The sequence below is a fragment of the Streptomyces sp. NPDC056734 genome (genome assembly GCF_042790455.1).
GTDB lineage: Bacteria > Actinomycetota > Actinomycetes > Streptomycetales > Streptomycetaceae > Streptomyces.
In genome coordinates this window covers 322,601-334,772 of the sequence record NZ_JBHTZD010000001.1, presented here as the reverse complement: position 1 = coordinate 334,772, position 12,172 = coordinate 322,601, and the positions used below count along the sequence as shown (strand labels likewise).

The window sequence follows — 12,172 nt, the reverse complement described above, 5'->3', positions numbered from 1 at the left end:
ACAGGTCGCCACCCCCATCACCCCGGCCCACAGCCAGGTCGCCACCCCCATCACCCCGGCCCACAGCCAGGTCGCCACCCCCATCACCCGGGCCGGCGATCGGATCGCCGCACCTGTCACCCCGGCCCACGGTCAGGTCACCGCCCTCGTCGCCCCGGCCGGCAATCGGCGCGCCGCCCCCATCACCCCGGCCCACGGTCGGATCGCCGCCCCCGTCACCCCAGCCAGCAATCGGCGCGCCGCCCCCATCACCCAGCAGGCGGTGAACCCGGCTGCGCATCGCGCCATGTCCGACCGCGACACCGTTGAGCACCAGCCGTACCGGCCGCTCGGCGGCCAGTTGGACGAAACAGGCCAGCGAGCGCACCGGCTGTCCCGACCGCCAGCTGTCCAGCAGGGAGGGGTCCAGGCGGACCGTCCCGTCGGGATCGGGCCGCCGATCGCGCAGCGCGGCCGAGACCCGCTCCCGCGCCTCCTGGAACGCGCGCACCTCGGCGACCTCGCTCGGCCCGGTCGTCGTCGCCCGGTACAGCAGGGCGTGCAGTTCGGCGGCCGGGGTGCCGGGCCGCTCATCGCCCGCGAGTTCGGCCAGCGAGCGGTGGAAACGCCCGAACGGGACGACGGCACCCGCGCCGAACCGTTCGGCGAACAGCCGCCCGACGAGCAGCCGGGTGGCCGCGTTGCGCTGGAACCCGCCGAGGAACCGGCGTACCGCGTGCAGTTCCTCGATCACCGGGCGCCATGCCTGCGCGCCCAGGCGCAGCGCGGGTGAGCGGAAGACGGCGTTCTCGTGGAAGAGGTTCTTCTCCGGCAGCCGCTGGCCCGCGGACAGTTCCCTCAGCGCGGCGCGGACCCGCGTATGGACCGCCGCCCGGTCAGCGGCGTCCGCATAACCGGCGAGGGCCTCGTCCACGTCCGACAGCGCCTTGGCGACGGGGTGCGGGGCGAGACGGGCCGCGAGGTCGGCCAGCGGGGACAGCGACTGGTCGGCGACCGGCGGATGCACCTCCAGCAGGCCCATTCCGGTCAGCCGGTCCAGCACATGGGCCGGGATCCCCAGCCGCTCACGGACGTCGGCGACCCGGTGCCGGGACCCGTCGCCCAGCGTCTCCAGCAGCAGCCGCAGATCGTCGGTGGCGACGACACTGTCGTATCTGTCCTCGGTCCGGCTCAGGAACCACAGGCGGCCCCCGTCCTCGGCCAGGCTCGGGGTGGTCCTGATCTCGAACGACCCGGCGAGGCCGGGGTCGGTTTCCGCGAGCCGGGTCAGCAGCGAGCGCAGCAGCCCGGCGCTCGGCTCGACCGCGCTGTGCCACTGCCACGGTCCCCGCCAGCGGACCGCCTCCGCGTCCGGGGCCCACCGGCCGAGCCCTGTCATGGTGAAGGTCGCGTGCGGGCTGGTCTTGGCGACGACCCGCGCCAGATATTTGACCAGGCGTGAGGCGACCTTCGGCGGCGGGACGGTGCCGGGCGGGGAGGCGAGCCATCGGCGCAGCGCCGACGACAGCACGGGGCTGGCCTGGAGCAGACCATGGGCGAAGACATCGGTGGCGACCCAGCGGCGCAGCACCTCGTTCTTGGCCCGCCGTTCCCGCTCCAGCACCTCGGGCAGGGCCGTGATCAGCCGGTCGAGCCGGTCGTGGTCGGCCAGCCAGCGCGCGAGCCGGTCCGCGAGGGCGGGCTCCAGGGGGAGGGCCAGCAGGGCGGCCGGCGGGCGGCGCGTCCGGTACAGGGCCCTGCGCAGACCGACCAGCCGCGGTTTCAGCGGTCCCGAGGCGAGCCCGATGGGTCCTTCCAGGGCGACCGCGAGATCGCGACCGGCTCGGACGAGCCGGTCACGATCCGCGATGATCTCCTGGACTGACCGCCACGTGGCAGTGCACCTCAACTCCTCAAGGGCGGACACGGGCAGCGCGGCGATCCTGGCCACCACGACCCCGTCCACCCCGGGCACCTGTATCACGTCAGTCACTGAGATCCGGCGTCCTTGGTTGTCAGACGAGCCAGCTCTTGCCTGACGGCGATCCCGAGGCGCCTATCTCGGTGTTGCCGAGGCCCACCGACACGGCGTCCAGCAGCCCGTCGGTGCCCGGAAGCTCGATCGACACAACGTCCAGCTCCCCGAGGTCCAGCTCCTTGTGCACATCCATTTCGGGCATGTCTTCCTCCAGTTGGATCGGGCTTGATCCTTGCTGGAGGTGCCTACCCAGGGAGCCGGGCCGAGTCCGGGTGTGATGCCCTTTCGGGCAGGAAGTCCGGGCGAAACGGGTACGGCCGGGCCGCGCGGCAGGCTCCCCGCCCCGCGGTTCCGCGACAATGCCGGACGCGTCGATGCGTCCCGCCCGGGCGGCCACACCTGGGTGCGGGTAACCGCTCGGGGACGGGGCTCGTGGGCCGTGTGTTCAGTCGGCGGGCCGCAGCAGCGGGCGCTGGCCCGTCTTGTGGGTCTCGTACGTCCCGCGGGCCGCCGTCGTCGAGGGCAGTGACGCCACCTCGGCCACCGGTACGTCCCACCAGGCGCCGGAGGCGGGTGACGCGGACAGCGGGTCGGTCTCGATGTGGACCACGGTCGTGCGTTCACTGGCCAGGGCCCTGGCGAACGCCTTTCGGAAGGCGTCGGTGCCCGAGGCGCGGATGACGTCCGCGCCCAGGCTCGCCGCGTTGGCGGCCAGGTCGACGGGAAGGGTGCCGCCGTCGTGCCGGCCGGTGTCCTCGTCCCGGTAGCGGTACCGGGTGCCGAAGCGTTCGGACCCGAGGGACGCGGAGAGCGCGCCGATGGAGGCGTAGCCGCGGTTCTCCACCAGGACGATGACGAGTTTGAGGTGCTCGGCGACGGCGGTGGCGATCTCCTGGGCCATCATCAGATACGAGCCGTCGCCGACCAGGACCACCGCCTGCCGGTCGGGGGCGGCCATCTTCACGCCGAGGCCGCCCGCGATCTCGTAGCCCATGCAGGAGTAGCCGTACTCCACGTGGTAGCCCAGCGGATCGCTGGGGCGCCAGAGTTTGTGCAGGTCGCCGGGGATCGAGCCGGCGGCGGAGATCACCACGTCACGGTCGTCCATGGCGTCGCGGATCGCGCCCAGGATCTCGCTCTGGGCGGGCAGCGGGGTGTTGGCGCGGGTGAAGGCGGTGTCGACCTGCTCGTCCCAGCGGCGGACCAGTTCGGCCGTCCGCGCGCGGCGGGCGTCGGTGACGGTGTGCCCGGCCAGCGCGCGGGCCAGTGCCTCGACACCGGCGCGGGCGTCGGCCTGGAGCATCAGCCCGGCCTGTTTGGCGGCGTCGAAGGAGGTGATGTTGAGGTTGATGAAGCGGACGTCCGGGTCGGCGAAGAGGGTGCGGGAGGCGGTGGTGAAGTCCTGCCAGCGGGTGCCGATGCCGAGGACCACATCGGCCTCGCGGGCCAGGGTGTTGGCGGCCTCGCTGCCGGTGTGGCCGATCGCGCCGGCCGCGGCCGGGTGGCCGTGGGGCAGCGCGGCCTTGCCCGCCTGGGTGACCGCGACCGGGATGCCGGTGGCGGCGGTGAGACGGGCCAGTGCCTCGGTGGCGTCGGAGTGGATCACACCGCCGCCGGCCACGATCAGCGGGCGCTCGGCGTGGCGCAGCAGCCGTACGGCCGCGGCCAGCGCGGACTCGTCGGGAGCGGGGCGGCGTACGTGCCATACGCGGCGGGCGAAGAACTCCTCGGGGAAGTCGGCCGCCTCGGCCTGGACGTCCTGCGGCAGGCAGAGGGTGACCGTGCCGGTCTCGGCCGGGTCGGTCAGTACCCGCATCGCCTGGGTCGCGCTGGAGAGGAGCTGTTCGGGGCGCCAGACGCGGTCGAAGTAGCGGGACACCGGGCGGAAGACGTCGTTGACGGTGAGGTCACCGGCGTGCGGCAGCTCCAGTTCCTGGAGGAGGGGGCTCGCGGCGCGGGTGGCGAAGGTGTCGCCGGGCAGGAGCAGGACGGGCAGCCGGTTGATGGTGGCCAGTGCCGCGCCGGTGACCATGTTGGTGGCGCCGGGGCCGACGGAGGTGGTGCAGGCGAGGGTGGAGAGGCGGCGGCGGGTGCGGGCGAAGGCGACGGCGGCGTGCACCATGGCCTGCTCGTTGCGGGACTGGTAGTAGGCCAGATCGTCGGGCTGCTGGAGCAGCGCCTGTCCGATTCCGGCGACATTGCCGTGGCCGAAGATGCCGAAGCAGCCCTCGATCAGCCGGTGTTCGACGCCGTCGCGCTCGGTGTACTGCTGGGCGAGGAACGACACCAGTGCTTGGGCGGTGGTGAGCCGGCGGGTGGTCATCGGGGTCCCTCCGCGTCGCACAGGGGCACGCGCGGGTCGGTGTCCATGCCCTGCCAGGAGGCCCGTACCCAGTGGTGGGCGGGGTCGTCGCAGCAGGCCATGGTCCGCTCGGGGTGCGGGCCCGCCAGGACGTTGAGGTAGTACATGGGGTAGCCGGGGGCGGCCATCGAGGGGCCGTGGTAGCCGCGGGGCACCAGGACCGCGTCGCCCTGGCGGACCTCTTCGAGGACGTCGATGCCGTCGGCGTACACCCGCTGGTAGCCGATGGGGGCGGTGCCGGGACCACCCCTCGTGCCCAGTTCGAAGTAGTAGATCTCTTCGAGCACGGCTTCGTCCTCGCCCGGCTCGTCGTGCTTGTGCGGGGGGTACGAGGACCAGTTGCCGTCCGGGGTGAGGACCTCCACCGCGACCAGCCGGTCGCAGGGGAAGCCCTCGGGGGAGGCGAAGTTGTTGACCTGGCGGGTGGCGTTGCCCGCGCCCCGGGTCTCCACGGGGACGTTCTCGGCGGGTCCGTAGGCGGGTTCGAGGCGTCGTTCGCAGCGGGCGGCGGGCAGCGCGAACCGTCCGCCCGTAGCCGAGTGGACGGTGACCTGCGCGTCGCGCGGGGCGTAGGCGAAGTCGGTGACGCGGGTGAACACGTCGGTGCGGCCGGCCAGTTCGAAGGCGTGGCCGTCGATGGTGACGTGGCAGGCACCGGCCAGCGGCAGCACGATGCACTCGCTGTCGCCCGTGGTGAACCGCGCGCTGTCGCCGGGCGCCAGTTCCAGCACCCGCAGCGAGCTGTAGGTCCAGCCCGCTTCCTCGGGGGTGATCGTCAGCGCGAAGCCGTCCGTGCCCGCCGTGCCGGCGGGCAGGTGGAGGGAGCCGGTCATCGGGTGTCCTCGTCCCGGCCCAGCAGGGAGACCGCCGTGTCGATCGCGGCGCGGACGTCGCCGTCGGCGGGGAAGAGCATGGTGCGGCCGATGATCAGTCCGCGGACGTGCTCGATCCGCAGGGCCTTCTGCCAGGAGGCGTACATCGCGTCCGGGTCGCCGCCGCCCTCGCCGCCCAGCAGCAGGGTCGGCATGGTGGTGGAGGCCATCATCCGCTCCATCTCGTCCACCACCGGCACCTTCAGCCAGGTGTGGGCGGAGGTGCGGCCCAGGCCCTGGGCGATGTTGTTGGCCCAGATCTGGGCGTCCGGTTCCAGGATGTTGCGGACCCTGCCGTGCTCGCGCACCGACTTGAAGGGTTCGACCAGGGCCATCAGCCGCCGTTCGGCGAGTTCGTTGATGGCCTGGGCGGTGCCGGTCAGCGTCGCCGCGGTGCCCTGCTCGGCGGGGTCGATGCGGAGCAGCATCTTGCCGCCGTCCAGGCCGCCTTCGGCGATGCCCCGGGCGTCGTAGCCGCCGAAGCGGTCGTCGAGTTCGAAGGAGGCGCCGGGCAGTCCGCCGCGGTTCATGGAGCCCAGCACCAGCTTGCCGTCGAGGGCGCCCAGCAGCATCAGGTCCTCGACCAGGTCGGCGGTGCCGAGGAAGCCGTCCACGCCCGGCCGGGACAGCGCCACAAGGCAGCGGGCCAGCAGTTCATGGCGGTCCCCCATGGCCGTCGGGTCGCCGCCGGCCGCGACCGCGCCGCGCGCCGGGTGGTCGGCGGCCAGGATGAACAGCGGCCGGGCGAGCTGTGCCGTGTCGAACCGGGGGCGGGCCGCGGCGGCCCGGCGGATGGCGTCCGGGTCGGTCAGCCGCAGGTGCGCCACCGCGGCGAGGTCGGCGGCGGGGCGGGTGGTGGTGATCACTGCTGTGCTCCAGGGCTGGTACGGCGGCCGGCCAGCAGCCGGTCGATCTCTTCGGGGGTGGGCATGGCGTCCGCGCAGGAGTGGCGGGAGGCGACGATCGCCCCGGCGGCGTTGGCGTTCTCCAGGATCCGGGTCAGCGGCAGTCCGGCGGTCAGTCCGGCGACCAGCGCTCCGCCGAAGGCGTCGCCCGCGCCGAGCCCGTTGACGACGTCCACCGGCACCGGCGGCAGCACCACGCTCTCGGTGGCGGTCCGGGCCAGTACTCCGGCGGGCCCCTGTTTGACGACGGCGAGGCGCACCCCGCGCTCCAGCAGCAGATCGGCGGCCCGGTCCGGGTCGCGGGTGCCGACGGCGACCTCGGCCTCGTCCCGGTTGCCGACCGCGACGGTGCAGTGCTCCAGGGCGCGGGCGTAGTGGGCCGGGGCCTGGGCCGGGTCGCTCCAGAACATGGGGCGCCAGTCCAGGTCGAAGACGGTGTCGGTGCCGGGCTCGCGGTCGGCGATGGCACGCAGGGTCGTGTCGCGTGAGGGCTGTGCGGACAGCGCGCTGCCGGTGATCCAGACGACCCGGGCGGTGCGCAGCGCGTCGGTGTCCAGGTGGTCCTCGGTGATGCGCAGGTCGGGGGCGTCGGGCCGGTAGAAGTAGAGCGGGAAGGTGTCCGGCGGGAAGATCTCGCAGAGCACGATGGGGGTCTGGGCGCCGGGGACGGTCACCACATGCCGGTCGTCCACGCCGAAGCCGCGCAGCGCGGTGCGGACGAACTCGCCGAGGGGGTCGTCGCCGACGCCGGTGGTGACGGAGGTGCGCAGTCCGTGCCGGGCCGCGGCGACCGCCACGTTGGTGGCGCTGCCGCCGAGGTACTTGGCGAAGGTCCGCACCTCGGCGAGGCCGGTGCCGATCTGTTCGGGGTAGAGGTCGACGCCGACCCGGCCGAGCGTCATCAGGTCGTACGTCATGCCGCGTCCTGCCGGATGCCGGCGGCGGCCCGGTCCACGTACAGGGCGGGGTCCTTGCACAGGGTGAGCAGGGTCGCGGGCCAGGAGGGGTCGTAGCCCGTGGTGGTGGTGAGGCGGTGGACGGCCTGGCGCTTGTGCTCGCCGTGGACCACCATCACCGCGCGGCGGGTGTGGGTGACGATGGTGCGCACCCCCACGGTGACGCCGTGGCGCGGGACCTCGTCGAGGGAGGCGAAGCCGGGGAAGGTGGCGAGGTTGTCGGCGCGGGTGGTGTCGGCGAGGACGGTGACGCGGCTGGTGCTGTCCTCGGGCGAGCCGGGCGGGTTGAAGGCGATGTGCCCGTCGGAGGCGCCGGTGGCGAGGATGAAGAGGTCCACCCCGCCCGCGTCGGCGAGCCGTTCCTCGTAGGCGGCCGGGTCGGCGGGGTGCGGGAACCAGACGGAGGCGGCCGGGATGCCGCGGCCGGGTCCGGCGGCGGCGTTGAGGGGCGCCGCGATGTGTTCGTCGGCGAAGCGGTGGCAGCTGTTGTGGGCGTTGTGGGGGACGTCCTGGTAGCCGCCGCCGGGGGCGGGCACGACGTATTCGTCCATCATGGCGATCACGACATGGCTCAGGTCGAGCCCGCGCTCGGCGGTCAGTGCCGCGAGCGCGTCGTACACCGGCCCCGGGCTCCGGCCGCCGGGACAGCCCAGGACGTAGCGGTGTCCGGCGCGGTGGGCCTCGGCGATGCCGTCGGCGATCTCGTGGGCGAGGGTCTCGCCGAGTGCGCCGGGGCTGTCGAAGACGCGCGGGGACAGGGGGGCTGACACGGTGTTACTCCTTCACGGCGCCGGCGAGCATGCCGCTGATCATGCGGCGCTGCAGGGCGAGGTAGCTGATGAGCACGGGAAGTGCGACCAGGACGGCCGCGGCGGCGGTGACGCCGGGGTCGCTGTTGCGGCGGTTGCCGGCGAAGAACGACAGGGCGAGCGGTGCGGTCTGCACGCTCTGGTTGTCCGGTACGAGGACCAGGGCCAGCAGGAACTCGTTCCACGCGAAGAGAAAGAGCAGGGTGGCCAGGGTGCCGATGGCGGGCATGGACATCGGCAGCAGGATCGAGCGCAGGGTGCGGAACTTCGAGGCGCCGTCGACGGAGGCGGCTTCGCGCAGCGCGGGGGGCGTGGAGTCGAAGAAGGTCCGCATCCAGAAGATCGCGAACGGCAGGGAGAGACCGATCTGCGGGAGGATCAGCGCCCAGTAGGTATTGATCAGGTCCCAGGACTTGAGCTGGTGGTAGAGCGGGATGACGGTCGCCTCGTAGGGCATCACGAGTCCGGCCAGCAGCAGTACCAGCAGGAGGCCCTTGAGGGGGAAGGGGAAGACGGAGAAGGCGTAGCCCGCGAGGACGGCGAGCAGGATCGTGATGACCACCACGACGGCGGCGACCAGCAGGCTGGATATCAGCGGCTGGGCGGACAGTCCCCGGTCCCATGCCTCGGCGAAGTTGTCGAGGCTGACGGATGTGGGGAGGGAGAAGCCGCTGTGGCGGCTGCCGGGCTCGCTCACGGCGAGCAGGACGACGGACAGGAAGGGGTACAGGGCGATGAGCGCGGCGATGCCCAGGATGGCGTGGCCGATGACGGTCTGGCGGCGGCTGCTGTGGGTGTTCACCCGTCAGCTCTCCTTCCCGCGCACCAGGCGCATGATGACGGCGGTGACGGCGAGGACGACCACGGTCAGGCAGATGGAGATCGCGGAGGCGGCGCCGACCTCGCGGGTGAGGAACGCGCCCTGGTAGATGAAGACGCTGGGGACCGAGGTGGAGGAGCCGGGACCGCCGGCGGTGGTGTTCCACACCAGGTCGAAGTTGCGCAGCGCGTAGGTGACGGTGAGCACCAGGGCGACCGCGCACTCGCCGCGCAGTGCGGGCAGGGTGACGGTGAAGAACTCCCGGACGGGACCGCAGCCGTCCAGTCGCGCCGACTCGTACAGTTCCACCGGGATCTTCTGCACCCCGGCCAGGAAGAGCACCATGCACAGGCCGAACATCACCCAGGTGCCGATGAGGCCGACCGCGGGCAGTGCGGTGGAGTAGTCGCCGAGCCAGGCGCGGGCCAGGGAGCCCAGGCCGACGGCGCGCAGGGCCGCGTTGAGGGGGCCGTCGATGTCGTAGACCCAGCGCCAGGAGACCGCGACCACGACGGTGGCGAGGATCTGCGGGAGGAAGAGCACGGCGCGGAAGAAGGTGAGGCCGCGGACCTTGATCCGGGACATCAGTCCGGCCAGGGCCAGGCCGATCGCGACCGGGAGGAAGGCGTAGAAGACGACGAAGACCAGGGAGTGGCCCATCGCCGCGGGGATCCGGCCGTCGGCGAACAGGGCGGTGTAGTTGTCGAGTCCGGCCCACTGGCCCAGTGTGATGCCGTCCCAGTGGAACAGCGAGATCCAGGCGGTCTGGCCGAGCGGGCGCAGCACGAACAGGATGTAGAAGACGGCGGCGGGCGCGAGGTAGAGGAAGGCCGGCCAGTACTGGCGGGCGGCCCAGGCGCGCACTCTGCCCTGGGGGGCGGCGGGACTCTTCGCTCTATGGGCGGCCGTGTCAGGGACGGTGTGGGTGCTCACGAGGCGTCCCCGGCGGCGTCGGCGGCGGCCCGCTGTTTGTCGGCGAAAGCCTGCCAGTCCTTCTGGAGGCCCTGGGTGAAGCCGGCCGGGGTGAGGCGTCCGGACAGCAGGTCCTGGGTGGTGGCGCCGACGGTGTCGTACATCGTGGTGGAGGCCCAGTCCAGGTAGAAGTTCTGGCCGTCGTCGGCGAGGAGTTTCAGGCCGATGTCGTTGACCTGCTCGACGACCGGGCTGGCCGCCTTGACGCCGGTGCCGCCGGTGACGGGGGTGCGGCCGACGTCGGCGAGAGTCTGGGCGAATTCCTCGCTCATCAGCAGGTCGAGGAAGGCGACGGCGGCCTTGGTCTTCTTGGTCTTGGCGGAGATGTGCCAGCCCAGGCCCAGTGAGCCCACCGAGGCGCGGGTGCCGTCGGCGCGGGCGGGCAGGGTGAAGCCGACCTCGCCGTCCATGGATTCCTGGAGGGTGGGCGCGTTCCACGAACCGGCGACGAGGAAGGCGCCCTGGCCCTGGCTGAACTTGGCGACGGCGTCGTCGGAGCTGATGCCGTCGTAGCCCTTGCCGAAGTAGCCGTCCTTCGCCCAGTTCTGTACGGTCCTGGCGGCGTCCTCGGTGCCCTGGTCGGCGATGGTGGCGCCGGGCACGCCGCTGATCCAGGAGCGGACGTCACGGCTGGGCACGTTCTGCGCCTGGACCAGGCCGATGACCTGGCTGGCCGGGTACTTCTCGGCGTTGCCGAGCATGAGGGGCTGGGTGCCCGCGTCCTTGGCCTGGTCGAGTGCCCGGGTGAACTCCTCGTAGGTCTTCGGGGGTTCGATGCCCAGCCTGTCGAGGGTGCGGGTGTTGTAGAAGACGCCGACGTATTCGGTGGCGGGGCTGATGCCGTAGAGGCTGCCGGAGCCGAACAGCGATCCGTCCTGGGACCAGCGGTACTGCTTGAGGGCGCCGTCGGTGAAGGTGTTCTCCCAGCCGTAGGTGCGCATGACGTCGTCCAGCGGGCGCAGCAGTCCGGCCTCGACGAGCGGGCCGTCGGTGCCGTATCCCTGGTTGCCCTGGGCTATGTCGGGGGCGTCGGAGCCGGACATCGAGTTCACGACGGTCTTCATCAGGTCGTCGAAGCCCTTGGTGACGACCTCCACGTCGACGTTGGGGTACTTCTTCTCGTAGAGCGGGACGAGCTTGTCCAGGGTGCCCTCCTCACCGGCGTCGGCGAGGACGCGCAGGGTGGTGTCACCCAGTTCCGCGACGTCCTCGGGCGTGACGCGCTCGGTGATGCGGGGCCCCTGGATTCCGGAGGAGGCGGCCGGGCCGCCGGCCCCCGGAACGCTACAGGCGCTTGCCAGCAGGGCTGTCAGGGCGATGCCTGCCGCCATGCTCCAACGCGGCTTCTTCATGGGTGCTCCGACTTCTTGGGCCCGCGCCATCGCGAACCGGGAGACAGGGTGACGTGGTGGATTCAGGAGTGTGCGGCGACCTTGGCGGCCAGCCAGGCGCGGTTCGCGGCCTGCTCGGCGGCGACCTTGGGGTAGAGATCGGCGGGCGTGGAGGCGCGGTCCTGTTCGACCAGCAGCCAGTCGCGGTAGCCGCCGCGCAGCAGTTCGGCGAGGAAGGCGTCGATGTCGACGTCACCCTTGCCGAAGGGCACGCAGACGTCCGCCCACCAGGTGTCGAAGTCCTTGCGCCGCTCGGCCTTGGCCCGGCGGATGACGTCCAGGTCGACGTCCTTCACATGCACATGGTTGATGCGCTCGCGCCACTGCTTCAGGCACTGGACCGGGTCGCCGCCGGCGAGCTGGATGTGCGCGATGTCCAGGGTCAGTCCGACCTCGGTCAGCTCCAGCAGCCGCTCGACCTCCCAGGGCGACTCGACGTAGGTGGAGATGTGCGGGTGGAAGGAGGTCCGCAGCCCGTACGAGGCGGCCAGCGCGACCGCGTCCGCGGAGAGCCGGGCCAGGCGCTGCCAGCCGGGCTCGTCCAGGGCGAGCGACCGGTCGTCCCAGGCGCGGGCCGGGTTCTCCAGCAGGGCCTGGCTGCCCTCGTCGGCGAGGATCGCGAGCGGCTGCTCGCCGGAGTGCTCGGCGCAGGCGGCCAGCTCGCGGCAGGTCTGTTCCATCCGCCGCAGGTCGTGGGCGACGACGTCGTCGCCGAGCGCGTAGTGGACCGGGATGTAGGCGCCGACGGCGGTCAGTCCGTGGCGGGCGAACAGGGTGGCGGTCTCCTCGGGGGTGCCGAAGAACCCGGGCGGGCCGAGTTCGCTGCCCTCGTAGCCGGCCTCGGCCATGGAGGCGAGGAGGGCGTCGCCGGAGGCACCGTCACCGCCCGCGCCTTCGCCGTAGACGCCGTAGCTGACGGGGGCGTTGCCGAGGCGGGGGCGGTTCGGGGTGGCGTCTTGGGCCGAGGTGGCGCGCTGGGCGGTGGTGGCGGGGTGGGTCTCGGTGACGTGCTGGGGCGTGGTCGCGGGGTCGGCCCCGGTGACGTGCTGAGGCGTGGTGGCGCGGTCGGCCCCGGTGACGTGCTGGGGCGTGGTCGCGGGGTCGGCCCCGGTGACGTGCTGAGGCGTG

10 protein-coding genes and 1 pseudogene are annotated in these 12,172 nt (G+C 72.4%); all 11 read right to left on the bottom strand.

All coding sequences use genetic code 11. The features are described 5' to 3' along the window. A pseudogene (locus ACFRFC_RS01340) lies at nt 1–1,972 on the bottom strand (hypothetical protein); the annotation flags it as partial. Between the two features lie 22 nt (nt 1,973–1,994). Continuing rightward, on the bottom strand, nt 1,995–2,159 hold the full coding sequence (locus ACFRFC_RS01335; protein ID WP_382679893.1) for a hypothetical protein: 165 nt from the start codon (nt 2,157–2,159) through the stop codon (nt 1,995–1,997). A gap of 243 nt (nt 2,160–2,402) precedes the next feature. Then, a complete protein-coding gene (gene iolD, locus ACFRFC_RS01330; RefSeq protein WP_382679891.1) occupies nt 2,403–4,280 on the bottom strand; it encodes a 3D-(3,5/4)-trihydroxycyclohexane-1,2-dione acylhydrolase (decyclizing) in 1,878 nt (625 codons plus the stop codon). Further along, nucleotides 4,277–5,152 (bottom strand): 5-deoxy-glucuronate isomerase, encoded by an 876-nt coding sequence (iolB, locus tag ACFRFC_RS01325; RefSeq protein ID WP_382679889.1) that lies wholly within the window; start codon nt 5,150–5,152, stop codon nt 4,277–4,279. The genes iolD and iolB overlap by 4 nt, the downstream gene beginning before the upstream one ends. After that, nucleotides 5,149–6,057: a deoxyribose-phosphate aldolase gene (locus ACFRFC_RS01320; protein WP_382679887.1), complete on the bottom strand. Its 909-nt coding sequence runs from the start codon at nt 6,055–6,057 to the stop codon at nt 5,149–5,151. The genes iolB and ACFRFC_RS01320 overlap by 4 nt, the downstream gene beginning before the upstream one ends. Then, nucleotides 6,054–7,013 carry a 5-dehydro-2-deoxygluconokinase gene (iolC, locus tag ACFRFC_RS01315; RefSeq protein ID WP_382679885.1) on the bottom strand — a complete coding sequence of 320 codons (960 nt, stop codon included), beginning with the start codon at nt 7,011–7,013 and terminating at the stop codon, nt 6,054–6,056. Before iolC ends, ACFRFC_RS01320 begins: the two co-directional genes overlap by 4 nt. Then, a complete protein-coding gene (locus ACFRFC_RS01310) occupies nt 7,010–7,822 on the bottom strand; it encodes a 6-phosphogluconolactonase (protein WP_382679883.1) in 813 nt (270 codons plus the stop codon). Before ACFRFC_RS01310 ends, iolC begins: the two co-directional genes overlap by 4 nt. A gap of 4 nt (nt 7,823–7,826) precedes the next feature. Continuing rightward, the gene (locus tag ACFRFC_RS01305; RefSeq protein WP_382679881.1) at nt 7,827–8,663 is read right to left on the bottom strand and encodes a carbohydrate ABC transporter permease; all 837 of its coding nucleotides are present in this window, start codon (nt 8,661–8,663) and stop codon (nt 7,827–7,829) included. 3 nt (nt 8,664–8,666) lie between these two features. Continuing rightward, on the bottom strand, nt 8,667–9,614 hold the full coding sequence (locus tag ACFRFC_RS01300; protein ID WP_382679879.1) for a carbohydrate ABC transporter permease: 948 nt from the start codon (nt 9,612–9,614) through the stop codon (nt 8,667–8,669). Continuing rightward, nucleotides 9,611–11,005 (bottom strand): ABC transporter substrate-binding protein, encoded by a 1,395-nt coding sequence (locus ACFRFC_RS01295; protein ID WP_382679877.1) that lies wholly within the window; start codon nt 11,003–11,005, stop codon nt 9,611–9,613. Before ACFRFC_RS01295 ends, ACFRFC_RS01300 begins: the two co-directional genes overlap by 4 nt. Before the next feature lie 62 nt (nt 11,006–11,067). After that, nucleotides 11,068–12,172, bottom strand: a 1,105-nt coding sequence (locus ACFRFC_RS01290; RefSeq protein WP_383112570.1) for a TIM barrel protein, incomplete at its 5' end; no start/stop codon positions are given.

Excerpts from the sequence above, each read along its gene's own strand:
- ACFRFC_RS01335 (WP_382679893.1), bottom strand. The coding sequence starts at position 2,159 with ATGCCCGAAATGGATGTGCACAAGGAGCTGGACCTCGGGGAGCTGGAC.
- iolD (WP_382679891.1), bottom strand. The coding sequence starts at position 4,280 with ATGACCACCCGCCGGCTCACCACCGCCCAAGCACTGGTGTCGTTCCTC.
- iolB (WP_382679889.1), bottom strand. The coding sequence starts at position 5,152 with ATGACCGGCTCCCTCCACCTGCCCGCCGGCACGGCGGGCACGGACGGC.
- iolC (WP_382679885.1), bottom strand. The coding sequence starts at position 7,013 with ATGACGTACGACCTGATGACGCTCGGCCGGGTCGGCGTCGACCTCTAC.
- ACFRFC_RS01295 (WP_382679877.1), bottom strand. The coding sequence starts at position 11,005 with ATGAAGAAGCCGCGTTGGAGCATGGCGGCAGGCATCGCCCTGACAGCC.